At 68.9% G+C, this 25,374-nt stretch carries 16 protein-coding genes; 7 read left to right on the forward strand and 9 right to left on the reverse strand.

What is annotated here, in order from left to right; genetic code table 11:
• Positions 1–38 precede the first annotated feature (38 nt).
• The 7 genes from AC0IYU_RS14760 to AC0IYU_RS14790 all read right to left on the reverse strand — a co-directional run bounded on the left by AC0IYU_RS14760 (position 39) and on the right by AC0IYU_RS14790 (position 15,721).
• The gene (locus tag AC0IYU_RS14760) at positions 39–1,232 is read right to left on the reverse strand and encodes an MFS transporter (protein ID WP_472118033.1); all 1,194 of its coding nucleotides are present in this window, start codon (positions 1,230–1,232) and stop codon (positions 39–41) included.
• Positions 1,232–2,344 (reverse strand): chorismate synthase, encoded by a 1,113-nt coding sequence (aroC, locus tag AC0IYU_RS14765; protein WP_472118036.1) that lies wholly within the window; start codon positions 2,342–2,344, stop codon positions 1,232–1,234. The genes AC0IYU_RS14760 and aroC overlap by 1 nt, the downstream gene beginning before the upstream one ends.
• Positions 2,345–2,375: 31 nt before the next feature.
• Complete coding sequence (locus tag AC0IYU_RS14770; RefSeq protein ID WP_472118039.1) at positions 2,376–2,573, reverse strand: hypothetical protein; 198 nt, start codon at positions 2,571–2,573, stop codon at positions 2,376–2,378.
• A gap of 88 nt (positions 2,574–2,661) precedes the next feature.
• Positions 2,662–4,218 carry an MFS transporter gene (locus tag AC0IYU_RS14775; RefSeq protein WP_472118041.1) on the reverse strand — a complete coding sequence of 519 codons (1,557 nt, stop codon included), beginning with the start codon at positions 4,216–4,218 and terminating at the stop codon, positions 2,662–2,664.
• Positions 4,219–4,382: 164 nt separating this feature from the next.
• Entirely contained in the window at positions 4,383–13,397 is a 9,015-nt protein-coding gene (locus AC0IYU_RS14780; RefSeq protein ID WP_472118044.1) for a two-partner secretion domain-containing protein, read from the reverse strand.
• A 13-nt stretch (positions 13,398–13,410) separates the two neighbouring features.
• Entirely contained in the window at positions 13,411–15,186 is a 1,776-nt protein-coding gene (locus AC0IYU_RS14785) for a ShlB/FhaC/HecB family hemolysin secretion/activation protein (RefSeq protein ID WP_472118047.1), read from the reverse strand.
• 220 nt (positions 15,187–15,406) lie between these two features.
• On the reverse strand, positions 15,407–15,721 hold the full coding sequence (locus tag AC0IYU_RS14790) for a UBP-type zinc finger domain-containing protein (protein WP_472118049.1): 315 nt from the start codon (positions 15,719–15,721) through the stop codon (positions 15,407–15,409).
• 127 nt (positions 15,722–15,848) lie between these two features.
• Here AC0IYU_RS14790 and AC0IYU_RS14795 point away from each other — a divergent pair, with 127 nt between their 5' ends.
• The 5 genes from AC0IYU_RS14795 to AC0IYU_RS14815 all read left to right on the forward strand — a co-directional run bounded on the left by AC0IYU_RS14795 (position 15,849) and on the right by AC0IYU_RS14815 (position 21,308).
• Positions 15,849–16,271 (forward strand): cupin domain-containing protein, encoded by a 423-nt coding sequence (locus AC0IYU_RS14795; RefSeq protein WP_435440048.1) that lies wholly within the window; start codon positions 15,849–15,851, stop codon positions 16,269–16,271.
• A gap of 220 nt (positions 16,272–16,491) precedes the next feature.
• Entirely contained in the window at positions 16,492–18,777 is a 2,286-nt protein-coding gene (locus AC0IYU_RS14800; RefSeq protein ID WP_472118051.1) for a TonB-dependent receptor, read from the forward strand.
• A gap of 21 nt (positions 18,778–18,798) precedes the next feature.
• Positions 18,799–19,485 carry a Fe2+-dependent dioxygenase gene (locus AC0IYU_RS14805; protein ID WP_472118053.1) on the forward strand — a complete coding sequence of 229 codons (687 nt, stop codon included), beginning with the start codon at positions 18,799–18,801 and terminating at the stop codon, positions 19,483–19,485.
• 52 nt (positions 19,486–19,537) lie between these two features.
• Positions 19,538–20,569 carry a DUF2167 domain-containing protein gene (locus AC0IYU_RS14810; protein WP_472118056.1) on the forward strand — a complete coding sequence of 344 codons (1,032 nt, stop codon included), beginning with the start codon at positions 19,538–19,540 and terminating at the stop codon, positions 20,567–20,569.
• Positions 20,570–20,579: 10 nt separating this feature from the next.
• Positions 20,580–21,308, forward strand: coding sequence for a site-2 protease family protein (locus AC0IYU_RS14815; RefSeq protein ID WP_472118058.1), 729 nt, complete (start codon positions 20,580–20,582; stop codon positions 21,306–21,308).
• A gap of 70 nt (positions 21,309–21,378) precedes the next feature.
• Here the strand turns inward: AC0IYU_RS14815 and AC0IYU_RS14820 are convergent, their stop codons facing one another.
• The gene (locus AC0IYU_RS14820) at positions 21,379–21,852 is read right to left on the reverse strand and encodes an Lrp/AsnC family transcriptional regulator (RefSeq protein ID WP_472118561.1); all 474 of its coding nucleotides are present in this window, start codon (positions 21,850–21,852) and stop codon (positions 21,379–21,381) included.
• Positions 21,853–22,056: 204 nt separating this feature from the next.
• Between AC0IYU_RS14820 and AC0IYU_RS14825 the strand changes: the two genes are divergently transcribed.
• Positions 22,057–23,445 carry a tryptophanase gene (locus AC0IYU_RS14825; protein WP_472118061.1) on the forward strand — a complete coding sequence of 463 codons (1,389 nt, stop codon included), beginning with the start codon at positions 22,057–22,059 and terminating at the stop codon, positions 23,443–23,445.
• Between the two features lie 47 nt (positions 23,446–23,492).
• Here the strand turns inward: AC0IYU_RS14825 and AC0IYU_RS14830 are convergent, their stop codons facing one another.
• A complete protein-coding gene (locus tag AC0IYU_RS14830) occupies positions 23,493–24,371 on the reverse strand; it encodes an aldo/keto reductase family oxidoreductase (protein WP_472118064.1) in 879 nt (292 codons plus the stop codon).
• 103 nt (positions 24,372–24,474) lie between these two features.
• Between AC0IYU_RS14830 and AC0IYU_RS14835 the strand changes: the two genes are divergently transcribed.
• Complete coding sequence (locus AC0IYU_RS14835; protein ID WP_472118067.1) at positions 24,475–25,374, forward strand: LysR family transcriptional regulator; 900 nt, start codon at positions 24,475–24,477, stop codon at positions 25,372–25,374.

Consider the following 25,374-nt stretch of genomic DNA (forward strand, 5'->3'; position numbering starts at 1 on the left):
ACGCGGGCGTGTAGGGCCCGTGACACTTTGCCTCGCGCTCAGGCCCGAGCCGCCCGCTCCCTGCGTTCGAGCGTCACCACCCGCCACGCGCACAGGCTGCCCGCCACCGCAAGCACGGCAGCGGCCGCAAACATCGTGCGGTACCCGAAGACCTGCGCCACGGCGCCGCCGAGCAGCACGCCCAGCACGCCGCCGAAGCCGTAGCCGATCACCGTGAACAGCGCCTGCCCCCGCCCGCGCAGGTGGCCGGGAAAGCGGCGCGACACCATCGCGATGCAGGTGGTGTGGTGCGCCGCGAAGCTCAGCGCATGCAGCCACTGCGCGACGACGAGCGCCGCCATCGAGCCGCCCAGACCCGCGGTCAGCCCGAGCCGCGCCACGGCCGCGATGCCGCACACCAGCATCCAGCGCGGCATCGGCATCAGGCCGATGAGCCGGCCCTGCAGAAAGAACCACACGATCTCGGCCACCACCGACAGCGCCCACAGCAGGCCGATGGTGCTCTTGCCGTAGCCGATGGAATCGAGGTAGAGCGAGAAGAACGCGTACACCGAGAAGTGCGACATCACCTGGAAGAACAGCGCGGCGAAGAACCACCGCACCGCCGGGTTGCGCAGCACCGGGCCGATGGGCGGCTTGACACTGCCGTGCGCGGCCACCGGCTCGCGCACGTCGGGCAGCTTCATGGTGGCGATGAGCACGATGCCCAGCGTGCCCGCAGCCCACGCCGGAAAGTGCTTCATGCCGAAGCGCTCGAACCACTCGCCCGCCACGAACACCGTGAGCAGGAAACCGGCCGAACCGCACAGACGGATGCGTCCGTAGCGCCCCCAGTCGCCGGCCACCAGCTGGGCCATGGCCGCTTCGGTGAGCGACATCATCGAGCTGGTGTGGGTGAACATGACCAGCAGCACCAGCGCGAGCCACCAGGCGCCGCCGTGCCACCACAGGCCGAACGAACTGACGAGCGCCACCGCCGCGCTGAAGCGCAGCAGCTTCACGCGGTGCCCGGTGTGGTCGCTGAGCGCCCCCCAGGCATAGGGTGCGAACACCCGTGTGATCGACTGCACCGAGGCCAGCAGGCTGATGGTGAAGATCGGCAGCCCCAGGTCCTTGAGCCACAGCGGCAGGTAGGGGTTGAAGAAACCGATGTGCGCGAAATAGCTGGCCGACAGACCAGCGAACGCCAGCAGGTGGCCGCGCCCGGCAGCCACAGGTGGCGGGGCGGACACTAGAGGAAAGACGCCTGGGGCGACGAGGCTTCGGTCTTTTGTGCGTCGGTCTGCGCGTCGCCGCACTGCGCACGGTTGCGCAGCACGTGCTCCATGACGACCAGCGCCAGCATGGCCTCGGCGATGGGCGTGGCACGGATGCCGACGCACGGATCGTGGCGGCCCTTGGTGACCACCTCGACGGGGTTGTTGTTCACGTCGATGGACTGGCGCGGGCTGATGATCGAACTGGTGGGCTTGATCGCGATGCTCACCTCGAGGTCTTGCCCCGAGCTGATGCCGCCGAGGATGCCCCCGGCGTTGTTGGTGACGAAGCCGGTCGGCGTGATCGAGTCGCCGTGCGTGGTGCCGCGCTGCGTGACGCTGTCCCAGCCGGCGCCGATCTCGACCGCCTTCACCGCATTGATGCCCATCATCGCGTAGGCGATCTCGGCGTCGAGCTTGTCGAACAGCGGTTCGCCCAGGCCGATGGGCACGTGGGTCGCCGTGACGCGGATGCGCGCGCCGCACGAGTCGCCGGCCTTGCGCAGGCGGTCCATGTAGTCCTCCAGCGCGCTCACGTCGGCGATGGGGGCGAAGAAGGGGTTGTGGGGCACGTGCTCCCAGCTCTCGAAGGGAATCGCGATCTCACCGATCTGCGTCATGCAGCCGCGAAACACCATGCCGTGTTTTTCGGCTAGCCACTTCTTGGCGACCGCGCCGGCCGCCACCATGGGCGCCGTGAGCCGCGCCGAAGAGCGCCCGCCGCCGCGCGGATCGCGAATGCCGTACTTCTTCCAGTAGGTGAAGTCGGCATGGCCGGGGCGAAACTGCTGGGCGATCTGCCCGTAGTCCTTGCTGCGCTGGTCGGTGTTCTGGATCAGCAGGGCAATGGGGGTGCCGGTGGTCTTGCCCTCGTACACGCCGGAGAGGATCTGCACCGCGTCGGGTTCGTTGCGCTGGGTGACGTGGCGGCTGGTGCCGGGGCGGCGGCGGTCGAGATCGCCCTGAATGTCGGCCTCGCTCAGTGCCATGCCGGGCGGGCAGCCGTCGATGACGCAGCCGATGGCCGGGCCGTGCGATTCGCCGAAATTGGTGACCGCGAAGAGTGTTCCGAAAGTGTTGCCGCTCATGGCGGGGATTATCCCTACAAAGCGCCGACCCTCAGTTCGTCGTGCCTTCGGGCGCGCTGTCGAGCCGCTTGGCGAGCGTGCCGAGCTGCAGCTCGATGGAGAACAGCCGCTCGTTCAGCACCGCGGTCTGCAGCCGGATGGCCTCGATGATGGCCCGGGTCTGCGGGTCGGGTGCGTTCTCGCAGAGTTCGGCCAGGTCGTGCAGCTTCTTGCGCAGTTCGTTGCTCATGGAAGGCTCCGGTGAGAGGCAAAGGCGTCGTGGGAAGCCCAGTATGGGGTTTCACCTGCGCCGCGGCAATGCGCCCGCATGGGGGTTTTCAGGGGGACGGTGCTTCGCCTGCGTTCACGCCGCGCAGCCGCACCGCCACCAGCGCCCCCACCGACAGCAGCACCGCGGCGCAGATGCCGCCCGTCAGGCGCAGGCCGTGCATCAGGGCCTCGCGCCCCGCGTCGAGCAGTTGCGCACCCGCACCGCCCGCGAGCTGGCCGGCCAAGGCCACCGCGCCGCCCAGCGTGCTGCGGGCGGCCTCCACCTCCAACGGGCCCGCCAGGCCGGCGGGCACTGCATCGCCCATCGTTGCGCGGTAGATCGCCGCGCCGATGCTTCCCAGGATCGCGATGCCCAGCGCGCCACCGAATTCGGAGCTGGTTTCCGAGATGGCCGACGCCACGCCCGCGCGCTCCGGCGGCGCGCTGCCCACTACCAGGTCGGTCGCCAGCGTGAACACCGGCGCGAGGCCGAGCGAGGAGACGACCGCGCTCGCGACCATCCAGGCCAGCCCGTCCTGCGCGGGCAGCACCGCCAGCATGCCGAACCCCAGCGCCGCCACCGCCAGCCCGCCGCCCATCACGAAGGCCGGCCGCATGTGCCGCGCCAGCACCGGCACCACCATCGAGCCGACGATGAAGGCGCCCGCGCTCGGCATGCTCCACAGGCCCGCATGCAGCGGCGACAGGCCGAGCACCAGTTGCAGGTACTGGGCGTTGTACAGAAACATGCCGAACATCACGAAGCAGGCCAGCATGTAGGCGCCCAGCGAGACGCTGAAGGCCGGCAGCGCGAACAGGCGCAGGTCGATCATCGGGTCGGTCAGCCGCCTCTGGCGGCGCACGAACACCCAGCCGAGCGCTGCGCCCGCGGCGATCGACAACAGGGGCAGCGCATGCACCCCGTGCTCCGCGATCTGCTTCACACCGTAGATCGCCGCCAGCACCGCGCCCAGCGACAGCGCCGCGCTGGCCAGGTCGAGCCGGGCCGCGTCGGGGTTGCGGTACTCGGGCAGCAGCAGCGGCCCGAGCACCAGCAGCAGCACCATCACCGGCACGCCGATCAGGAACACCGATCCCCATGCAAAGTACTGCCGCAGCACACCGCCCAGCACAGGGCCGATGACGGCGCCGGCCGAATAGCTGGAGATCCACACGCCGATGGCCACGGTGCGCTGGGCCGGGTCGAGGAACATGTTGCGGATCAGCGAGAGCGTCGACGGCGCCAGCGTGGCGCCCGCCACACCGAGCAGCGCGCGGGTGGCGATGAGCATGTTGGCGCTGGTGGAGAACGCCGCCAGCACCGAGGCCACGCCGAAGGCCGCCGCGCCAATCAGCAGCAGGCGCCGCCGGCCGATGCGGTCGCCCAGCGTGCCCATGGTGACCAGCAGGCCGGCGACGAAGAAGCCGTAGATGTCGACGATCCACAGCAACTGCGAGGCGGTGGGCTTGAGGTCTTCGCTGATCGACGGGATCGCCAGGTTCAGCACCGTGAGGTCCATCGAATAGAGCATGCACGGCAGCGCGATGACGCCCAGGCCGGTCCATTCGCGCGCCGTGGCGCGAGCGGTGGAGGCGTCGGGGGCTGCGTTCAGAGGGATGTGCATGTCACGGGCAAGAGAGGACGCGCGGGGTCGTCGAAGCCCTGGATCATGCAGAGTCGGCCGATACCGGTGTCCCGCGAAGGGCTTCCACGACACGAACGCCGGCCGGGGCGAGCGTCGCCCCCCGGCCGTGACACCCCCCACGAGCGCGTCTCGCCCGTCTTCGGCTACTTGCCCGAGAAGCTCATCGGCACGCTCTTCACCGAACCGTCGGCCTGCGGCACGCTGACCTTGACCTTCAGCTCGCCCTTGAAGTCCGCCGGCGGGTTGCCGCTGAACTTGCCGGTGGCGGGGTCCAGCTTGAGCCACGTCGGCAGCGGCTTGCCGTCGGCGGTGGTGGCCGCGACGGTCTTGCCTGCGGGCAGCTTGTCGGGCATGGGCACGCTGGCCGTGATCTGGCGCGTCGCGGGGCTCGCTGTGCCTTGCGTCACCGTCACGCCCTGGCCGCCGCTCAGCGACGTCTTCTGGCTGGTGTTGCTGGACTCGGTCTCGACGCCGACCGAAGCAACGCCGCTGCCCTTTTTCTGCGCGAGCGGATCCTTGGCTGGCGTGGTACCCGTACCCGTGCCGGTGCCGGTGCCGGTGCCGGTGCCGGTGCCGGTGCCAGTGCCGGTGCCGGTGCCGGTGCCGGTGCCAGTGCCAGTGCCAGTGCCAGTGCCAGTGCCAGTGCCAGTACCCGTGCCCGTGCCGCCCGCCTTCTTCTCCGGCTGCAGGCTAGAGCCCGAAGCCGACACGCCCACGTCCACGCCCAGCGAGCTCGAGCTGCTCTTCGCCTCGGTCTGCGTCACCTTGCCGCCAGCGCTCACGCCGACCGCGCCGGTGGCCGCCACCTGCGTGCCTTCGAGCGATGTGTTCTTGCCCGACGACAGCGCGATGTTGCCGCCGTTGCTCGTGATGCTCGCGCCCGTCGCGATGTTGCTGTCGGCCTTGCTGTAGCCCACGCCCAGCGAGGCTTCGCCGCTGCGCTCGTCCATCGTCTTGCCGCCCGTGGTCTTGCCGGCCGTGGTGGTGCCGCCGACGTTTTCCTTCTTGCCGCCCGACGCCGCCGCCGACACGTCGACGCTCAGCGACTCGCTGCTCGACACGCTGCGCGCCGCGTTGAACGCGAGGTTGCCGCCCGCCGCCACCGACACATCGCTCTTGCTGGCGAGCGTGGTGCCCGTGAAGGTGGCGTCGCCGCCGCTCTTGATCGTGAGCGGGCCGCTGCCGCTCGTGATGCTGCCGGCCACGTCGTTGTTGCTGCTGGCGCTCGACTTGGCGTAGTTGACCGCCGCGCTGCCGCTGCCGCCCTTGGCGCCGGCCGACACGGCCACGTCAACGCCCACGTCCTGGCTGCTCGACGTGCTGGTGTTCTTGGCCGCCGCAAAGTCGAGCTTGCCGCCCGTCGTCACGCTCGCGCCGCCACCGGCCGCGATGTTGGTGCCCTCCAGGCGCGTGTCGCCCGTGGTGGTCACGCTGAGATTGCCGCCCGACGTGATGCCGCCCACCACCGCCGTGCTGCTGCTGCCGCTGGCGGTGCTGCCGGCGTAGTTGACGCCCACGGCCGCGCTCTTGTTCACGAGGTCCACGCTCACGCTGCCGCCCGCGCTGGTGCTGTTGCTGCTGCCGCTGGCCGTGTTTCGCGCGGCCGAGTAGTCCAGCGAACTGGCGCCCAGGGTCACGTCCTTGCCGGCCGCGATGTTGGTGCCTTCCATCGTGGTGGCGCCGCTCGAGGTGCTGCTCACGTTGCCGCCGACCTTGATGTTCGACACCACCGCATTGCTGCTGGCCGACTTGTCGCTGGCATCGTCGTGCTGGTAGCTGGCGCGAATGCCCGCGCCGGCATCGGTCGACGTGCTGGACGGCTTGCCGGCACCCGGGCCCGCGCTGGCGCTGGCGCCGGCTTCGGCCGAAGCCTCTGCATAGACGCCCAGCTTGGCCGTGTCGGTCGCCTTGCTCGACGCGCTGTACGTCGTGTCGGCCGCCGCCTTGCTGGTGATCGTGGCGGCCGTCTGCGTGAAGTTGCCGCCCGCCTCGATCTGCGTACCCACGTCGGTGATGTTGTTGGTGGCGGTGCGCGTGATGCTGCCGCCGGCCGAGATGCCCGAGGTCCGCGCCGTGGTCGATCCGTCCACCGCGCTGCTGCGCGTGTTCGAGCCGTAGATCCCGACCTCGCCCGACGCCTCGGCCTTGGCCGACACGCCGGCCTGCGCGCCCAGGCCCGCGGACGCACCGCCCTCCACGCCGGCTTCGGCCTTGCCGCTGGCATAGAGGCCGGCAGTGGTCACGCTGCTGCTGGTGCTGACTTCGTGCTTGTCGTCGACGGCCTTGAACGTCATGTCCTTGGCCGCGAGCGTCATGTCGCCGCCCGACGCGAGCTTGGAGCCCTCGACGTTCAGCGTGTCGGTCGCCTTGATGGCGAGGTTGCCGCCCGCGCTGATCGACGAACCCTGGTTCTTCGTGTCGAGCGTGCTGGTGGTGGTGTCGCTCTTCTGGACGAGGTCCAGGTGGTTCTCGCTCGTGGCCGACACGCCGGCCGAGGCCTGCGCATTGGCGTTCGGTATGCCCTTGCCCGCCGCCGCGCTGGCGCCGGCTTGCGCCTCGGCCTTCGCGGTGTTGTCGGTGCTGGCCATGAGGCCCACGCGCGTCGTGCTCACGCTCGTGGTCGAGGTCGACTTGTCCTCGGCCGCGAGCAGGTTCACGTTCTTCGCGTTCACCGTCGCGTTGCCGCCGGCGCTCACCGACGAGCCTTGCAGCGTCACGTCCTTGCTCGCGTTGACCGTGAGGTCGCCGCCGAAGTTCATGCTGGAGCCGACGTACTTGAGGTCGGTGGTCTGCGTCTTGGTGGTGGTGTCGGAGCTGAACGCCAGCCCCGCCGAGCCCTGCCCGGAAGCCTGCGCGCTGGCTTGCGCCGACGCCGAGGCCGACGCGCCGTTGTGGTCGCTCTTCGACGCGGACGCCGCGCCCGCACCGGCACTGGCCGAGCTGCCGCTCGACGCGCCGACCTGCAGGATGCCGCTCTGCTTGACCGTGGTGTTGGTCTCGTCGTAGTTGCGCCCGGCCAGCACGTTGACGTTGGTGGCGCTGACGGTGCCGTTGCCCTTCACGTCGACGCTGGAGCCCTGCACGGTGATGTCGTTCTTCGCGGTGAGCGAAGCGTTGCCGCCCACCTGCAGCGTGCTGCCCACGTTGCGCACCGAGTTCGAGTCGGTGGTCACCGCGGTGGTGCCGTACACCGAGTTGTTCTGGCCCATGCCGGCCGAATTGCTCTCGGTGTGCGTGGTCTTGCTGTTCTCGCGCGCGATGATGTCGAGGTTGCCGCCGGCCTTGAGGTCGGCGTTGCCCGCGGCCTTGGTGTCGGTGCCGGCCAGCGTGATGTTGTTGCCCGCGTCGATCGACAGGTTGCCGCCGCTCGTGAGGCCCGACTTCACCTGGTTGACCGTGGTCGTGGTGGTGGTGGTCGAGCCGCTGCTGAAGGCGGTGTTGTAGCTGCTGTGCGTGGTATCGGCGGTCTTGTTCTGGATCGTGTCGAAGGTGACGTTGCCGCCGGCCTTCAGGCTCGCATCGCCGCCGGCCGTCACGTTGGCGCCGGTGTTGGTAATGTTCTTCGCCGCATCCAGCGACAGCGTGCCGGTCGATTCGATCGACGCGGTCTTGCCGATGTCGGTCGCGTAGCGCTGGTCGCCGCCCGAGCCCGTGGCCGTGGTCTGGTTGACGATGCTGCCCTGCGTGGACGTCACTGCCACGTTGCCGCCCTTGATCGTGCCCGAGGTGTTGGTCACGTCGCCAACCGACACCACGTTCAGTGTCTGCGTGCCCGCGATGGTGCCGCCCGTGTTGGTCAGCGAGGCCAGGCTGAGGTTGGCGTTCTGCGCCGTGATGACCGCGCCTTGCGTGAGGCCGGCCTTGGTCTGCGCCGACAGGTACACCACGGGCGCGAGCACCACCTGGCCGTCGATCTCGGTCTGCACCATCCAAACGATGTCGTGCGTGAGCTTGGCCTGTTGCTCGGGCGTGAGCGCCTGGCCGTAGACCAGGCCCAGCGCCTTGCTTTCGCCGGCGGCCGAGTCCATCAGGCCCTGCACCTGCGCGGCCGCGTCCTTCACGCCCGCGAGCAGCGAGTTGCCCGTCTGCGCGATGAGTTGCTGCTTGATCAGGTAGGCCTCGTAGCTCGAATCGCCGAGGCGGCGCACCAGCGTGTCGGCGTCGTAGCCCAGGAGCTTGGACAGGTAGTCCGAGCCCACGGTGGACGAGCCGATCTGGTAGCGCGGGTTGCTCTCGACCAGGTACCTGGCGCCCGGCTCCCGGGCGATCACGAAGAGGCCGTTGGGGTTGGTCGGCAGCGGGATGTTGATGCCGCCGAAGGACGTGCCCTTCACGCCGTTGGCCGCGTTCACCGCGACGAACGAAATGGCGGGCCGGCCGTTGAGCGTGGTGACGGGCGTCACGCTGCCGGTGGCCGCGCCGGTGGTGCCCGCGGCCGCGCCGCTGACCGTGCCCTTGGTGGCGTTGCCGCCGTTGAGCGCCGAGACCGCGGCGGTCTTGGCGCCGCCCTTCTTCATGTCTTGCGTCTGCGCCGTGGTGGAACCGTTGTTGGTCAGCGCGAAGTTGCTGCCGCTCAGCAGGCGGGCGTAGATGCCGGCACCGATGTTGCTGTTTTCGGTGACGGCGTTGGTGGTGTTGTCGTTGAGGACCCTGCGCTCGTAGTACGTGGCGCCGCCGGCCGCGATGTACTTGGTTTCCTCGGTCCAGGTGCGCGTGTAGGAGGTGCGCTGCAGCGCGAGGTCGTCGTTGATGAAGGTGGCACCGCTGCCGGTGCCCGTCAACGTCACGGTGTCGCCCGAAATCACGCCGCCCAGGTTCTTGCCGGTGTTGAAATTCAGGTTGACCGCGCCGGCGCCCGTGATCTGCGGCTTGATGGTCGGCGCACCGCCCACGTAGGACTGGTCCTTGTACCAGGTCTGCTTGTAGTACCAGCTCTCGTACTGGTCGCAGCAGCCATGGCCGTTGTAGCCCTGGCTGTCGTGGCCGGTTTCCACCTGCACGCGGGTCGACTCGGCGCCGTAGGCGCGGGTGTCGCCACCGAGCACCTCGTTGCGCAGTTCGCGCGCGGTGAGCGTGATGGCGCCGTTGCTGTCGATCGTGCTGTTGTTGACCAGCGTGTCGGCGCTCAAGGTGACCGACTTGCCCGCGCTGATCGTGCCCTGGTAGGCCGTGAGCGTGGCCGCGTTGGTCAGCGTGCCCGCGCTGGCCGAGGCCGTGAGCGCATTGCCCGCGTAAAGCGCGCCCTGGTTCATCAGGCCGCCCGTGGTGGCGGTCACGCTCAGGTCATGCAATGCGGAGATGCCGCCAGTGAGGCCGTTGGTGAGCGACGGCGCGCTCACCGTCAGGTCGTTGCCCGAGAACAGCAGGCCGTTGTTGGTCAGCGCGTTGGTCGTGGTGATGCGCGTCTGCGACGGGTTGCTCTGGTCGGTCGAGCCCAGCACCGCCGCGTTCGCGCCGCCGATCGTCAGCGTGCCGAGCGTGAGCGTCATGTCGCGGTCCGAAGACAGCGTGGCGCCGTTGGCCAGGCCGATGGTGCCCAGCGTGCCCGTGAGCTGCCGGCCGACCACCGTGCCGGCGGCGCCGATGTTCAGCGTGCTCGCGCCCGAGCCGTTCACGGCCAGCGTGCCGGCGCGGCTTTGCAGCAGGCCGTTGACGGTGGCGGTGTAGTCGTTGCCGCTGCGGCTTTGCAGCGTGAGGTTGCCTTCGGCGATGGCAGTGCCCGCGCCGGTCAGGCCGCCCGTGCCCACGCCGAGCGTGAGCGCGCCGCTCGACTGGAGCTTGCCGTCGTTCGTCACCGTGTTGGCCGTGACCGTGCCGGCGCCAGACGATGCGGTGGCCAGCGTCAGCACGCCGGCGGCGCGGTTGGTGAGCGTGTTGGCGACCGTGACCGTGCTGTCGCTGCGCGTGCCGCCCTGCACCGTGCCCGCGTTGTCGATGCTCGCCACGTTGAGCACCAGGCCGTCGCCGAGCATCTTGCTGCCGGCGGTGGTGCCCAGCGCAGCGCCGGTGCCCTGCACCGACAGCTGCTTGCCGGCCTGCACGGTGGCTGCCGCGCCGTTGTTGTTCAGGCCCGCCGTCATGTTGGCCGTGAGATTGCCCGCCGCGATGAGCTTGCCGGTGTTGGTGAGCTGGTTGGCGCCGATGGTCGCGTCGCCCGCGCTCTGCAGCGTGCCGCTGTTGGCGAGCGTGCCGGTCACCGAGACGGTGTCGGCGGCCGTGGCCTGCTGCGACAGCAGCCAGGTGCCCTGGTTGTCGAGGCTGCCCACGGCGACCTTGCTGCCGGTGCTGGCCTGCACGCGGCCGGCGGCCGTGTTGGTCATGCCCGCGGCCTTCAGCGCGAAGGCCCTGTCGGCCAGCAACGTGCCGCTGTTGACCACGGTCTGCGTGGCCGCTGCGTTGCGGTCCGCGATGTCGATGTCGGTCGCCGCATGCACGGTGCCGCTGTTGGTCAGCGTGCCGTTCACGCGCAGCGTGGCGGCACCCGCGCCGGCTTCGATGGCGCCGGCATTGGTCAGGCCGTTGGCCGCAACGAGGGCCACGGTCTGGCCCTTGAGCGAAGCCGTGGCGGCGTTGCCCAGCGCGTTGCCGCTCGTGAGCGAGAGCGCGCTGCCGGCCTGCACGGCGCCGCCTGCGTTGTTGTTCAGGTTGCCGGTCGTGGTCGCGTCGATCTTGCCGGCGGCGAGCACGTTGCCGCTGTTGACGAGGCTCGCGGCCGTCACGCCGAGGTCGCCCGCGCCTTGCAGCGTGCCGCTGTTGGTGGCGGCGCCCGACAGGGCGATCTGGTCCTTCGCGCCCGCGTTCTGCGAGAGCAGCCACGTGCCCGCGTTGTCCAGCGAACCCAGCGTGGCCGTGCTGCCCGTGGCGGCCTGCATCCAGCCGGTGGAGGTGTTGCCCAGCGACGCGGCTTTCAGCGCGAGCGCCTGCTCGGCCAGCAGCTTGCCGCTGTTGACCACGGCCTGTGTCGCGCCGCCCGTGCGGTCGGCGATGTCGATGTTGCCCCTTGCGTGCAGCTGGCCGCTGTTGGTCAGCGTGCCGTCCACGCGCAGCGTGGCATTGCCGCTGTCGGCCGTGGCGATGCCCGCGTTGGTGAGGCCCTTGGCGGCCGTGAGGTTCAGCGCCGCGGCCTTCAGCACGCCGGTGCCGGTGTTGGAGACGGCGCCGCCGCTGGTCAGGCCGAGCGTGCCGCTCGCTTGCGCGATGCCGCTGTTGCTGATGTCGCCGGTCGTCGTCGCCGTGAGGTCGGTGGCTGCGAGGAGGGTGCCGCTGTTGTTCACGCTGCCCGCGCCCACCGCCACGGCGCCCGCGCCCTGCAGCGTGCCGCTGTTGGCGAGCGCGCCCGTCACGCTCAGCTTGTCGCTCGCGCCGGCCGCTTGCGACAGCAGCCATGCGCCGGCGTTGTCGATGCTGGCCGCGCTGACCGTGCTGCCGGCCTGCGCCTGGATGCGCCCGGTGGCCGTGTTGCTCACGGCGGCGGCCTTCAGCGCCAGCGCCTGTTCGGTCAGCAGCGCGCCGCTGTTCGTGAGGCGGGCCGTGGCGACGCCCTTGCTGTCGGCGATGTCGAGGTTCTGCGCCGCGTGGATCTGGCCGCTGTTGGCGATGGCGCCGTCGGCGCGCACCGTGACCGCCCCCTTGTCGGCCGACATCGTGCCCGCGTTGTCGAGGCCCTTGCCCGCCGTCAGCGCGAGGTTGCCTCCGAGCGATTGCAGTGCGCCGCCCGTGGCCGTGCTGATCGTGCCGCTGGCCGTGAGCGTCATGTTGCCGGCCGACTGCAGCGCGGCCAGGCCGAGCGCGAGGTCGCCGTTGCCGGCGCTGGCGATCAGGGTGCCGCCGCTGCTGTAGAGCTTGGTCGCGCCCGTGGTCACGAGGTTGCCGAAGGTGCCGTTCCACGCGCCGCCCGCGCTCCATTCGGTGGCGCCGAGCGACGCCGCGTTGCCCACGGCCAGCGTCAGCGCGCCGCCCGCATGGCGCAGGTTGTTGTTTGCAATGCCAGAGGCACTGGCCGTGTCGAGCAGGCTGCCCGCGCTCACCGCGAGGTCGGTGCCCGCGACGAGCGCGCTGCCCGAGATCGACGTGCCGCCCGCCGACGCAAGCGCCAGCTTGCCAGCCGACGTGAGGCTGGCATCGGCCAGCGCGAGGGCGACGGTGTCGGTGCCCGTGGTGCTCACGTTCACGTCGGTCGTGGCCGAGATGCGGTTCTGCAGTTCGACCTTGCCGGCCGCCGTCAGCGTGAAGTCTCCCGCGCTGGCGGCCGCGTCGCCCAGCATGCGCACGCCCACGCCGGCTTCGGTCGAGGTCAGCCGGATGCGGTTGGCATACATGCCGCCGAGCACCGCGGTGTCGATCGAGTAGGCGGGTGCGCTGCCGGTGGGCGTGGCGGCGCCGGTCACAGCGCGCGTGTCGTAGCTCCACTTGTTGGTGCCGGCGGCGATGCTCACGTCCTGCCCGTTGATGGGCGCTTCGATGCGCACCGAGCGCGTCACCAGGTCGAGCACCTGCTGCGCCGTGGCGTTCAGGCCGGTGCCGGTGATCAGGATGTCGCCCTGCCCCACGCTGAAACCGCCCAGTCCGCCGTTCGAGGCGAGGAACGGGTTGCCGGTGGTGAGCGTCACGCGGTCGGTGTTGATGAAGCCGCAGCCCGAGCAGGTGATGCCGTAGGGGTTGGCGAGCACCACGTCGGCCCTGCCGCCCAGCACTTCGGTGAAGCCGGCCAGCTGGCTGCGGTTGTTGGACACCACTTCGTTCAGGATCACGCGCGCGGCGCTGGTCTGGTTGAAGTTGGCCGTGACCTGGCCCGCGAGCTGGGACTGCCAGGCGATCTGCGCCGCGCTGGTCGTGTTGTTGAGGATCAGGCCGATCGCGTTGACGTTGAAGCTGTTGTACTGGTTGTGCGACAGGCCGGCCGCGTTGGCCTGGTTGATGTTCACCACCGTCACGCCATTGGGCGCGACGTAGGCGTTGAGGTTGCTGCCCGGCGCGACGACGACGGACGCGACCTGCGCGAGCGCGAAAGGCGGAATCAGCGCCAGCGCGCACAGGGCCATGACGTTGCGTCGGCGCGCGGCGGCCTTGCGGCTCTTTCCGTGGCCCCGCGCGGTTTCCGCGACGGCCGTCCAGGTGGCGGACACGGCATTCCAGACGACTCGGTAGATGTGATTCATGGTGCGGTCGATCTCAGAGGGAAGCCGAAAGGCGGAAGCCGTAAAGGGTGCCTTCGCGCGTGAGCGTGCTGGGCACGTGCACGGCGCGCGAGGCGAAGATGTCCAGGCTCAGCGTCTTCCACTGGAAGGCGGCGCCCAGCGTGGCGCCCGACAGCGAACCCGAGGGCACGCCGCGGGCGCGGTTGCTCACGCGGCCCACGTCAAAGCCGGTGTAGACGCGGCCCTGCAGCGGGGCGCCGTCGCCCAGCGCCAGCTGCCAGGGCATCGACAGCTCGTTGCGCAGGAAGAAGCCGCTGTCGCCGCTGAGCACGGTGTTCAGAAAACCGCGCACCGACGAGCCCCCGCCGATCAGCATCTGCTGCGTGCCGTAGAGCGTGTCGTAGGCGTGCTGGCCGCTGAACTGGCTGGAGAACGAGAACGCGCGGCTCGCCACCTCGAAGCGGCGCGAGAAGCCCAGGTCGAGCGTTGCCTTGCGGAACTGCGCATGCGGCAAGTCACGGTCGAGGTCGCTGGCGTCGCGCAGCGCACCGAAGGCCCGCAGGCCCTTCACGTAGCCCACGCGGGCATTGAGGATGCCGCCTCCCACCTGCGTGAAGGCGCTCGCGCCCACGTCGAGCGTGCTGAGGTCGCGGCTGGCCACCTGCAGGAATTCGCCGCCCAGCCAGTTGCGGCTGGACTGGGCGCCCACGCGCGCCGAAAGGGAGATGCGGCTGGCTTGGTCGCGGTACACCACGCGGTCGGCCGTGAAGCTCTTGCTGAGGGTGGTGCCTTCGGACGCGATGAACTGGCCGCTGGGCAGGCGCAGCACGTTGCGGTAGTTGCTTTCGCTCGCGTCCACGCTGAAGGTGTTGTAGCCGAAGGGCAGCACGGCGCGCAGGCCGGTCGAATCCGACTTGTGGTCCCAGCGCTCGGGCAGCACCGACTGGCGCTTGGTGAGCGAGATCAGCTCGTTCAGGCCGAGCAGGCTGTCGAAGGTGACGGTGGCCGAGGCGTTGTCGGTGCCGGTGGCGCGCGTGCCCGAGTTGTCCAGCGAGGTGTAGAGATGCACGGGGAACCTGGCGGGGTTCTCCACCACCACCACGGTCTGGCCGGGCTGGCTGCCGGGGCGCAGGTCGAGCTTGGCGTTGTTGGCGGCCAGGCTGTTGATCTGGTCGATGCCTTGCTCCAGGTCGCGCAGGTTCAGCAGGTCGCCGGGGCTGGCCGGAAAGGCGCCGCGGACCCACTGGGCGCGCTCGCTGCCGCCAGTGACCTCGAAGCGCTCGATCTTGCCCTCGACCACCGTCACTTCGAGCACGCCGCTGCGCAGGTCCTGCGCGGGTAGGTAGGCACGCGTGGTGATGTAGCCGCGGTCGATGTAGCTCTTCGTGAGCGCGGCCAGCACGGCTTCGAGGTCGCTCACGCCCAGGCAGCGGCCGGCGTTGGCGTCCTGCAGGCTGCGTTTCAGGTCGTCCGGCAGGTGCTGGGTGTCGCCGACGAAACGGATCTCGCGGATGTCGCGGCACTGCACGCCCAGGTCGGGCACCGACACCTGCGGCTTGACCTCCTGCAGGTTGGTGCCGCCGGGCGGCGGCAGCGCGCGCATGGCGCGGTCCTGCTCCTCGCGCAGCCGGTCCTGCTGCTGGCGCTCGATGATCTGGTTCTGCCGGTCCACCGTCGCCGGGTTGACCTGGGCCTGGGCCGACATGCCGAGCAACGCGGTGCCCAGCAGCGCGAGCGGGGGCCTCAGGAACGAGCGGGTGCCGCGTGCGAAGGGACCGCCGGACGGCAGCCGCAAGGAGAAAAGGCGCATGGGTCGACTTGGTTGCCAAGCCGGCTGCCGTATTCGGAATGAATCGCCGCAGAGTTAACCGTCGCTTGGAAATGCGACCGAACTGTTACACGAGCAAACAAATGCTACATCCCTAAAACTGGGTATTTTTGACTTATTCACGACGGCGGGCAGCCACCAGCCCTCGCGCTGGACGGCTGCGCCGCTCCTGCCGTGGACAGAGGCCGCAGCCGCGTTCGTCTCAGACGAACCTGGGAATGGGCCCGACCTGCGGCGTGGTGTCGTCGCCCAGGTCCAGCGGCACGCGGTCCACGAAGCACCAGCCCCAGCCTTCGGGCGGGTCGTAACCTTCGATGATCGGATGCGAGGTCTCGTGGAAGTGGGCCCGCGCATGGCGGTTCGGCGAATCGTCGCAGCAGCCCACATGTCCGCAGGTGCGGCACAGGCGCAGATGGACCCAGGGACTGCCGGTCTTCAGGCACTCCTCGCAGCCCTTGGCGCTGGGCACCACGTGGTGAATGCCGTCGGTGTGGGTGCATTGCTTGGGCTTGCTCATCCGGTGTTCCTCATGAAGTGCAGAAGGGTCGATGGACAAAGGCTACCGCGATGTCGGCTTCAACGGCGGCAGGAACGCTTTATGCGTGCTGCGCCGCAACACCCACCCCCCTGCGAAGGAGCGCCCCATGCTGGACCGTACTGCCACCCAGTTCTCCCATGTGAAACCCGGCGACACGGAGTTCGTGCCGGGGGGTCTGCGAGACTTCTTTCTCTACCGCGACCTGGGCATTGCCGAAGCCACCCACGGCAAGGTCATCGCGCATCTGGTCAAGGCCAACATGGCACCGGAAACGGGCACCGGCTGGCACCGCCACGAGGCCGACTTCCAGATCGTGATCATGGTCAAGGGCTGGGCCCGCTTCATGTACGAGGACAAGGAAACGCTGGTCGAGGCCGGCGACGTGGTGCACCAGCGCCCGGGCATCCGGCACTACCTGTTCGACTACTCGCCGGACATGGAGTACCTGGAGATCGTCTCGCCGGCGGATTTCAAGAGCATCGACGTGGAGCCGGTGTGCGAAATTCCGGCGGCCACGCCGTGGGAGTGATCCGGGAGTTCCCGATGGCGCTCACCGCGCCGACTTGAAGAAACCTGCCTTTCACCTGACTGCGCAGGTAAAGAAGCAAGGCTGTCTCGCAGGCCAGACACCCGGCGGCAAAAGCGCCAAATAAGAGTCATTCGCGGCCAGAATTTCCACTTCGCTGGTGCTTTCGTTTGCACCGCACGGCGCGGGCTTCGCAGCACGCGCACTGATCGGAAATCCGCCCATGACCCGCTCCTCCCGCACACCCGTGGCCCTCGCCTTGCTCGGCCTTTGCGCCTCGCTGCCCGCCGCATATGCGCAGCAGGCGCCCGCGCCCGCCGCTGCTCCCACCACCGCTCCCGCCACCGCTCCTGCCGCCGGCACCTCCGTGCCCGCCACGCTGCGCGAGGTGCAGGTGCAAGGCGCACAGGACAAGACCGGCTTCGGCGCCAACCCCGCCTCCCTGAGCCGCCTGCCGGCCGACCTGCGCGACGCGCCGCAGTCGATCACCGTGATCAACCAGGCGGTGATGCAGTCGCAAGGCGCAACCTCGCTGGCGAGCGCGCTGCGCAACGTGCCGGGCCTGACCATCGGCGGCGCCGAGGGCGGGCAGATCGGCACCAACATCAACCTCAACGGTTTTTCCGCGCGCACCGACATCTACCTGGACGGCGCCCGCGACCGCGCGCAGTACTACCGGGACACCTTCGCACTCGATTCGGTCGAGGTGCTCATGGGCCCCTCGTCGATGCTCTTCGGGCGCGGCTCCACCGGCGGCGTCATCAACCAGGTCACCAAGAAGCCGTCGCTCACGCCCGCGGGCGAGGTGTCGGTGTCGGCCAGCACCACGGGCCTCGTGCGCTCGACCATCGACATCAACCGCCCGCTGTCCGACACCTCGGCCTTTCGCATCGCGGCCATGGGCCAGCAGGGCGACGCGAGCACGCGCGACCAGACGAAGCTGAAAGACTTCGGGCTCGACGCCTCGCTCAAGTTCGGCATCAACACGCCCACGCAGGTCACGCTCTCCGCGCTGGTGCAGCACAACCGCGACCAGCCCGACTACGGCGTGCCGCCGCTCAACGGCCATCCGGTGAAGGTCGACCGCGACACGGCCTACGGCTTCAGCGACGACCGCACCATCTCCGACATCCAGGCCTTCAGCGCGGTGGTGCAGCACAAGCTCACGCCCGACACGTCGATCCGCAACCAGACGCAGTACAACGACGTGACCACCGACGCGCGCGAGACCGCGCCGCAGGGCATCGGCACGCTGTCGGCCAAGGGCGTGTTCACGCCGCTTTCCACCGGCACCACGGCCGTGCCCACCGCCGCGTTCTCGTCGTTGCCGCTGAGCAGCCTGTGGGTGCGCCAGCAAAGCCATGACCGCACGATCCACGACAAGTCGCTGTTCAACCTGACCGAGCTGAGCACCAGGTTCCAGACGGGCTCCGTGAAGCACAGCCTGCTCGCGGGCCTGGAACTGGGCCACGACACCTACGACAACCAGGCCTACTACCGCAACGGCACCTGCGCCGGCGTGCCGCTGAACACCGCGGGCAGCACCAGCGGCTACGCCACCTGCTCGCCGCTGCTCGCGCCCTACCAGGGCAACACCCCGAGCACCGCGCCCACGCTGCCCGGCAACCTGGCCACCGCCAGCGCGACGACCGTCGCCGGCTACGTGAACGACACCATCGAGCTCAGCCCTCAGTGGAAGCTGGTGGCCGGCGTGCGGCAGGACCACTACCGCGCGAACATCGCCAACAGCATCGCGAGCGCGACCACGCTCGCCGCCGAAAGCCAGACCGTCGACTTCACCAGCGTGCGCGCCGGTGCCATCTGGCAGCCGACGCCCGCGCAGTCGTACTACGTGTCGTACAGCACGTCGTTCAACCCCTCGCTCGAGCAGCTGGTGGCCACCACCGGCAACACGCAGCCGCTGCCGCCGCAGAAGAACAAGGCCTACGAGCTCGGCGGCAAGTGGGACATGAACGACGGCAACCTGTCGTTCACGGCAGCGGCGTTCCAGATCACGCAGACCAACGCACGCTCGCAGAACAGCGACGGCACCTACAGCGCAACCGGCACGGTGCGGGTGAACGGCGCGCGCGCCGGCGTGGCGGGCCGCGTGACCGACAAGCTGCAGCTGTTCGGCGCCTACACGCACCTGGACGCGACCATCGTCGACGGCATTGCGCCCGGCACGCTCGGCAGGACGCCGGCCAACACACCGAAGGACGCGGCCAGCCTGTGGGCCACCTACGCCATCACGCCCGAGTGGGAAATCGGCGGCGGCACCACCTACAGCGCGAAGCGTTTCGCGAACAACACCGACCTCGTGCAGGTCGGCGGCTATGCGCGGCTGGACGCGATGGTGGCTTACCATCAGCCGAAGTACGACATCCGCCTGAACCTGTTCAACCTGGCCAACCGCCACTACTACGACGCGCTGATTCCTTCGGACGGCGGCCGTGCGGTGCCGGGCTCGGGCCGCGCCGCCACGCTGTCGCTCACCTACCGCCTCTGAGTTGCCCAGGAGCCCTCTCCCATGTTGGTCTGCATCCCCGGTGTTCTGGACCGCGAGGCGCTCGCGGCGGTTCGCGCGCGCCTCGACGCAGCCGGCGATGCCTGGGTCGACGGGCGCGTCACCGCGGGCCACCAGGGCGCGCCGGTCAAGTTCAACCAGCAGATCGACGAAGGCTCGGCGGTGGCGCACGAGTGCCAGGCCATCGTCGCAAGCGCGCTGGAGCGCCACCCGACCTTCATCAGCGCGGCGCTGCCCAACCTGCTGTACCCGCCGATGTTCAACCGCTACGGCGAAGGCATGCACTTCGGCCTGCACGTGGACGGCGGCGTGCGCATCGACCCGCGCACGGGGCGCAAGCTGCGCACCGACCTGTCGGCCACGCTGTTCCTGTCGGACGCCGACAGCTACGACGGCGGCGAGCTGCAGATGGAAGACACGCACGGCATGCAGACCGTCAAGCTCGCGGCCGGCGACATGGTGCTGTACCCCGCCACCAGCCTGCACCAGGTGACGCCCGTCACGCGCGGCGTGCGCGTGGCGTGTTTCTTCTGGGTGCAGAGCCTGGTGCGCGACGCGGGCGACCGTGCCTTGCTGTTCGACATGGACCACGCGATCCAGCGGTTGAACCAGAGCGGTGCCGACGAAGCGGCACGCCGCACGCTGGTGGGCACGTACCACAACCTCCTTCGGAAGTGGAGCGACACCTAGGTATTTACACTCTTCTCGCTCGCCAGATTCATAACAACCGAGGAGAGAGAACTTGCGTATTCAAACCACCCGCCTGACGGCCGGCCTGCTGCTCGCGTGCGCCGCTTTCGTGGCACACACCGCGCACGCCGCATCCCCGACCGGCACTTCCGCCGGTGCTTCCACCACCGCCGCACCGGCTTCCACCGCCCTGTCGCCGGAAGCCGAGCAGGAGGCCGCATTCAAGGCCGCCAAGGCCGTGCAGAAAGCCGGCCCCGCCGACATCGTGCTGCGCGACCAGGCCCACCTGAAACTGCCGGAAGGCTACGTGTGGGTGCCCACGCCCGCTGCCGCGCAGCTGATGCGCGCCATGGGCAACCGCACCGACGACACCTTCCTGGGTGCCATCTTCCCCGCCGACGACGCCGACTGGATGGCGGTGGTGAAGTTCGTGAAAGAGGGCTACATCAAGGACGACGATGCGAAGGAGTGGAACGCCGACGACCTGCTCAAGAGCCTGAAGGAAGGCACCGAGGCCGCGAACGAAGAGCGCGCCAAGCGCGGCATTCCCGCCATCGAGGTGACCGGCTGGGCGCAGAAACCCGAGTACGAGGCCGGCACCCACCGCCTCGTGTGGTCGGCACTGTCCAAGCGAAAGGGCGGCGCCGACGACAACCAGGGCGTCAACTACAACACCTATGCGCTGGGCCGCGACGGCTACCTGAGCCTGAACCTCATCACCAACGCCAAGGACATCGACAAGTACAAGCCCGACGCGGCCAGGCTGCTCACCGCGCTGCAGTACGACGACGGCAAGAAGTACGCCGACTTCAACGCGTCCACCGACAAGGTCGCCGCCTACGGCCTGGCCGCCTTGGTGGCGGGCGTGGCGGTGAAGAAGCTGGGCCTGTTCGCGATCATCCTGGCGTTCGCGGCCAAGTTCGCCAAGCTGGCGATCGTGGCGGTGGGCGCCGCGCTGTGGGGCGTTGCGAAGATCTTCAAGAAGAAGCAACCCGAAGTGGTGGCCGCGCCTGCTGCGACGGTCGCGCCGCCGCCGAGCGACACCACCACCTTCAACGAGCCGCCCAAGCCCCCCGCGACCTGAGGCACGCGCCATGGTGAAGCTGCTGCTGTTGCTGCTGAGCGCGGGCAAGCTCGGCAAGCTGGCGCTCTCGGGCGGCACGATGCTGGTGTCGGTGCTGGCCTATGCCTTCGTGTTCGGCTGGCGCTATGCGGTGGGCTTCGTGGCGCTGATCTTCGTCCACGAGATGGGCCACTTCCTCGCGGCGCGGCAGCGCGGCCTCGACGTGGGGCTGCCCACCTTCATTCCCTTCGTGGGCGCGTGGATCGACCTGAAGCAGCAGCCGCACGACGTGGAGACCGAGGCGTGGGTCGGCCTGGGCGGCCCGCTGCTCGGCAGCCTCGCCGCACTGGCCTGCTACTTCGCGGCGCGCGAGACCGACAGCCGGCTGCTGCTGGCGCTCGCGTACGCGGGCTTCTTCATCAACCTGTTCAACCTGATTCCGCTGTCGCCCTTCGACGGCGGCCGCATCACCGCGGTGCTCACGCCGCGCGTGTGGCTGGTGGGCGTGCCGGTGCTGGTGGCGCTGTTCTTCTGGCGCCCGAGCCCGATGCTCGTTCTGGTGGCCGTGCTGGCCGCGCCGCAGGTCATGCGCGCGTGGAAGTACGACCCGAAGGACCCGGCCAACCAGCAGTACTACGCGGTGTCGGGCGAGACGCGGTTGACATACAGCGTGTACTACATCGGGCTGCTCGCGTTCCTGGCCGTGATGGCGCACGACACGCACGAGATGCTGGGCAGCACTCGCCTGCTGGGCGGTTGAGCGCTTGCGTGCCACGGGCCGCGCGGCCCATCGCACGCGGAGCGAGCGCGCACGCACTGTTTTCAGATCGCTACTGCGGCAGCGGCAGCCCCGATCGCGGCTTTACTTCTTCCAGGCAGACGAGCGACTTGACGAAGTTGACGCCGGGCAGCGCCACCAGCCGTTCCGTGAGGAAGACGTTGAGCCCCTCCAGATCGCGCGCGATGACCTTCAGAACGTAGTCGAAGTCGCCGGTGACCGAATGGCACTCGAGCACGTCGGGCATGCGCGCAAGGGTTTGCCGGAACAGCTTGAGATCGCGCATGTGGCCCCGCTCCATGCCGATATGGACGAAAGCCGTGACATGCAGCCCCACTGCGGCGGGGCGAAGGCGCGCCTCGTACCGGTCGATCACCCCGCCCTCGTCCAGGCGGTGGTGGCGCCGGCTGCACTGCGCCGGAGAAAGCCCGATCGCCTCGGCCATCTCGAGGTTCGACATTCGACCGTTCTCCTGCAGCAGGCCAAGCATTCGCACGTCGGTGCTGTCGAGTTTGAGCATGTGCAATTTCTTTTCTTTGAAGAATTGAATCGTACAACTTTTCCTCTTTTTTTCGTTTTCGAAGCAAAAAAGTGAAAGCTCATTCCTGGACGAAGAACGAATAATTCTCTTGTCTTTCACAACGAAAGATCGTCGTTCACCGAATAGACGAAATTTCCTTCCCTTCCCAGCTTTCCCCTGCTGGGTCGAACTGAAGATCATGGAGTTCACATGAAACGCATCCCGGAGCCATTCCGCATCAAGACCGTCGAGCGAATCGCAATGACGACGCGAGAGCACCGCGAAAACGCCCTGCACCAGGCAGGACTCAACCCCTTCCTGCTGCGCAGCGACGACGTGTACATCGACCTCCTCACCGACAGCGGAAGCGGCGCCATGAGCGATCGCCAGTGGAGCGCCATGATGGCCGCCGACGAGGCGTATGCCGGCAGCCGGAGTTACTACCGGCTGGCAGCAACCATCGACAAGGTGTTCGGTTACCCGTACCTCGTGCCCGCCCACCAGGGACGGGGCGCGGAGCAACTTCTCTACCCCGAGCTCGTCAAGCGGCGCGCCTCCAGGCAGCCGGTGTTCCTGTCGAACTTCCATTTCGACACCACCAAGGTGCATATCGAGCTGGCCGGCGCGCGCGCCCTCAACGCACTCAACAAGGAAGCGCTGGACACCAGGAAATACCACGACTGGAAGGGCAACTTCGATCTGGCCGAGCTCGCACGGCTCATCGAAACAGAAGGTGCGTCGAACGTCGCGGCCGTCGTGGCCACCGTGACCTGCAACACCACCGGCGGCCAGCCGGTCGCGCTGGGCAACCTGCGGGCTGCCTCCGAGATGGCGCGCAAGGCCGGAATTCCGATGGTGATGGACGCGACCCGCTTCGCGGAGAACGCCTGGTTCATCCAACAGCGCGAGCCGGCATACGCGAAGCACAGCATCCCGGAGATCGTGCGCGAGATGATGTCCTGCGCCGACATCGCCGTCATGTCGTCCAAGAAGGACGGACTGGTCAACATCGGCGGGTTCTGCGCATTTCGCGATGACGAAGATCTGTACCGTGCAGTGCAGGAACGCTGCGTGGTCAGCGAAGGCTTCATCACGTACGGAGGCCTGGCGGGCCGCGATCTGGAGGCGCTGGCGGTCGGTCTCGAAGAGGCGATGGATCCCGACTACCTGAACTACCGGGTCGGGCAGGTCGCCTATCTTGGCGAACGTCTTCGCGCCGCGGGCATCCCGATTCAATACCCCACCGGCGGGCATGCGGTGTTCGTGGATGCCGCGGCCTTGCTGCCGCACATTCCCTCGGCGCAGTTTCCCGCGCATGCGCTGGCATGCGAGCTCTACATCGAGTCCGGCGTGCGGGCCGTCGAAATCGGGTCCCTGCTCCTGGGGCGCGATCCGCTCACCGGCGTGCAAGAGAAAGCGCCGCTGGAGTCGATGCGGCTGACGATCCCGCGAAGGGTCTACACCAACGACCACATGGACTACGTCGCAGACGCAATCGCCGCGGTGGCCCGGCGCGCGCACGCCATACGGGGGCTGGACTTCACGTACGAGCCGAAGCTGTTGCGGAACTTCACGGCACGGTTCTGCTGGGCTGGCTAGAGCGGACGATCACGCCCGCTCCAGCAAGCTCCACCTCGCGCTGAAGGTCAGTTGCCCTTCGGCGCCGCCACGCCGTCCAGCGCGGCCATGGCATCGGCCGGCAGCTCCAGCGTGCGTGCCGCCAGGTTCTCGCGCAGGTGGCCCACCGACGAGGTGCCCGGAATCAGCAGGATGTTCGGCGAGCGGCGCAGCAGCCAGGCCAGCGCCACCTGCATCGGCGTCGCGCCCAGGCTTTCGGCGATGCCGGAGAGCGCGGACGACTGCAGCGGTGTGAACCCGCCCAAGGGAAAGAACGGCACATAGGGAATGCCGTCGCGCGCCAGTTGGTCGATGAGCGCGTCGTCGTGGCGATGCACCAGGTTGTAGTGGTTCTGCACGCAGGCGATGCGGCAGATGGCGCGCCCTTGCGCGACCTGCGCGGCGGTCACGTTGCTCAGGCCGACGTGGCGCACCAGGCCCTGGCGCTGCAGTTCGGCCAGCGCCGTGAGCGGCGCCTCGATCGAGCCTTCGGCCGGGCCATGGGTGTCGAACATGATGCGCAGGTTCACGACCTCCAGCACGTCCAGGCCCAGGTTGCGCAGGTTGTCGTGCACCGCCTGCGCCAGTTCCTGCGCGGAGAACGCGGGCAGCCAGCCGCCCTTGTCGTCGCGCCGTGCGCCGATCTTGGTCACGATGACCAGGTCTTTCGAATAGGGGGCGAGCGCCTCGCGAATGAGCTGGTTGGTGATGTGCGGGCCGTAGAAGTCGCTGGTGTCGATGTGGCCGACGCCGCTTTCCACGGCCTCGCGCAGCACGGCCAGCGCCGCGGCGCGGTCCTTGGGCGGGCCGAACACGCCAGGGCCGGCGAGTTGCATGGCGCCGTAGCCGAGGCGATGGACGGCGCGGTCGCCAAGGGCGAACGAGGTGGGGGCTTGCGTGCTGGACATGGTGTTTCTTTCATGAAGCTTGAAGGGACGAGGCCAGTCTAGGCAGCGCACCATTGCTTGATAAGTCGTCACAATCGGCACAGGCTGTACGGAATTCCACACAATGAAAGTCGACCTTGGTGATCTGAACGCCTTCGTGGCGGTGGCGGGAGCCAAGGGCTTTCGCGACGGGGCACGCCTGAGCGGCGTGAGCGCTTCGAGCTTGAGCGAGGCGGTGCGCCGGCTGGAAACGCAGCTCGGCGTGCGGCTGTTTCACCGCACGACGCGCAGCGTGCTGCCCACGGAGGCCGGGCAGCGGCTGCTGGAGCGGCTGCGGCCCGCGCTGAGCGAAGTCGAGGCCGCGCTGGACGTGGTGAACGGCTTTCGCGACCGGCCGGCCGGCACGCTCAAGCTGAACGTGCCGGTCAGCGCGGCGCGGCTGGTGCTGCCCTCGATCGTGCCGCGCTTCCTGGCGGCCTACCCCGACATCGCGCTCGAGGTGATTGCCGAGGACGGCTTCGTCGACGTGCTGGCGGTCGGCTGTGACGCCGGCATCCGCTACGACGAGCGGCTGGAGCAGGACATGATCGCCGTGCCCATCGGCCCGCGCACCCAGCGCTTCGCGGTGGCGGCCTCGCCCGCCTACCTGGCGCGCCGTGGCCGCCCGGAGCACCCGCGCGACCTGCTCGGCCACGAATGCCTGCGCGGGCGCTTCGCCAGCGGATCGATGCCGCCATGGGAGTTCGAGCGCGACGGCGAAGTGCTTCGCGTGGACGTGACGGGGCAGTTGATCGTGCGGCTCGGTGCCGCGACCGACCTGGCGGTGGATGCGGCGGTGGCCGGGGCCGGCGTGATCTACCTGTTCGAGGACTGGTTGCGCCCCTGCATGGACAGCGGCGCGCTCGAGCCGATCCTCGAGCCGTGGTGGCCGCGCTTTTCCGGGCCGTTCCTGTACTACCCGGGCCGGCGGTTGCTGCCGGCACCGCTGCGCGCCTTCGTCGATTTCATCCAGGAGCCGCGCTGA

The sequence above is a fragment of the Variovorax sp. AC103 genome (assembly GCF_979254005.1).

Coding starts and splice junctions, on each gene's coding strand:
- aroC (WP_472118036.1), bottom strand. CDS start 2,344: ATGAGCGGCAACACTTTCGGAACACTCTTCGCGGTCACCAATTTCGGC.
- AC0IYU_RS14770 (WP_472118039.1), bottom strand. CDS start 2,573: ATGAGCAACGAACTGCGCAAGAAGCTGCACGACCTGGCCGAACTCTGC.
- AC0IYU_RS14775 (WP_472118041.1), bottom strand. CDS start 4,218: ATGCACATCCCTCTGAACGCAGCCCCCGACGCCTCCACCGCTCGCGCC.
- AC0IYU_RS14780 (WP_472118044.1), bottom strand. CDS start 13,397: ATGAATCACATCTACCGAGTCGTCTGGAATGCCGTGTCCGCCACCTGG.
- AC0IYU_RS14785 (WP_472118047.1), bottom strand. CDS start 15,186: ATGCGCCTTTTCTCCTTGCGGCTGCCGTCCGGCGGTCCCTTCGCACGC.
- AC0IYU_RS14790 (WP_472118049.1), bottom strand. CDS start 15,721: ATGAGCAAGCCCAAGCAATGCACCCACACCGACGGCATTCACCACGTG.
- AC0IYU_RS14795 (WP_435440048.1), top strand. CDS start 15,849: ATGCTGGACCGTACTGCCACCCAGTTCTCCCATGTGAAACCCGGCGAC.
- AC0IYU_RS14800 (WP_472118051.1), top strand. CDS start 16,492: ATGACCCGCTCCTCCCGCACACCCGTGGCCCTCGCCTTGCTCGGCCTT.
- AC0IYU_RS14805 (WP_472118053.1), top strand. CDS start 18,799: ATGTTGGTCTGCATCCCCGGTGTTCTGGACCGCGAGGCGCTCGCGGCG.
- AC0IYU_RS14815 (WP_472118058.1), top strand. CDS start 20,580: ATGGTGAAGCTGCTGCTGTTGCTGCTGAGCGCGGGCAAGCTCGGCAAG.
- AC0IYU_RS14825 (WP_472118061.1), top strand. CDS start 22,057: ATGAAACGCATCCCGGAGCCATTCCGCATCAAGACCGTCGAGCGAATC.
- AC0IYU_RS14830 (WP_472118064.1), bottom strand. CDS start 24,371: ATGTCCAGCACGCAAGCCCCCACCTCGTTCGCCCTTGGCGACCGCGCC.
- AC0IYU_RS14835 (WP_472118067.1), top strand. CDS start 24,475: ATGAAAGTCGACCTTGGTGATCTGAACGCCTTCGTGGCGGTGGCGGGA.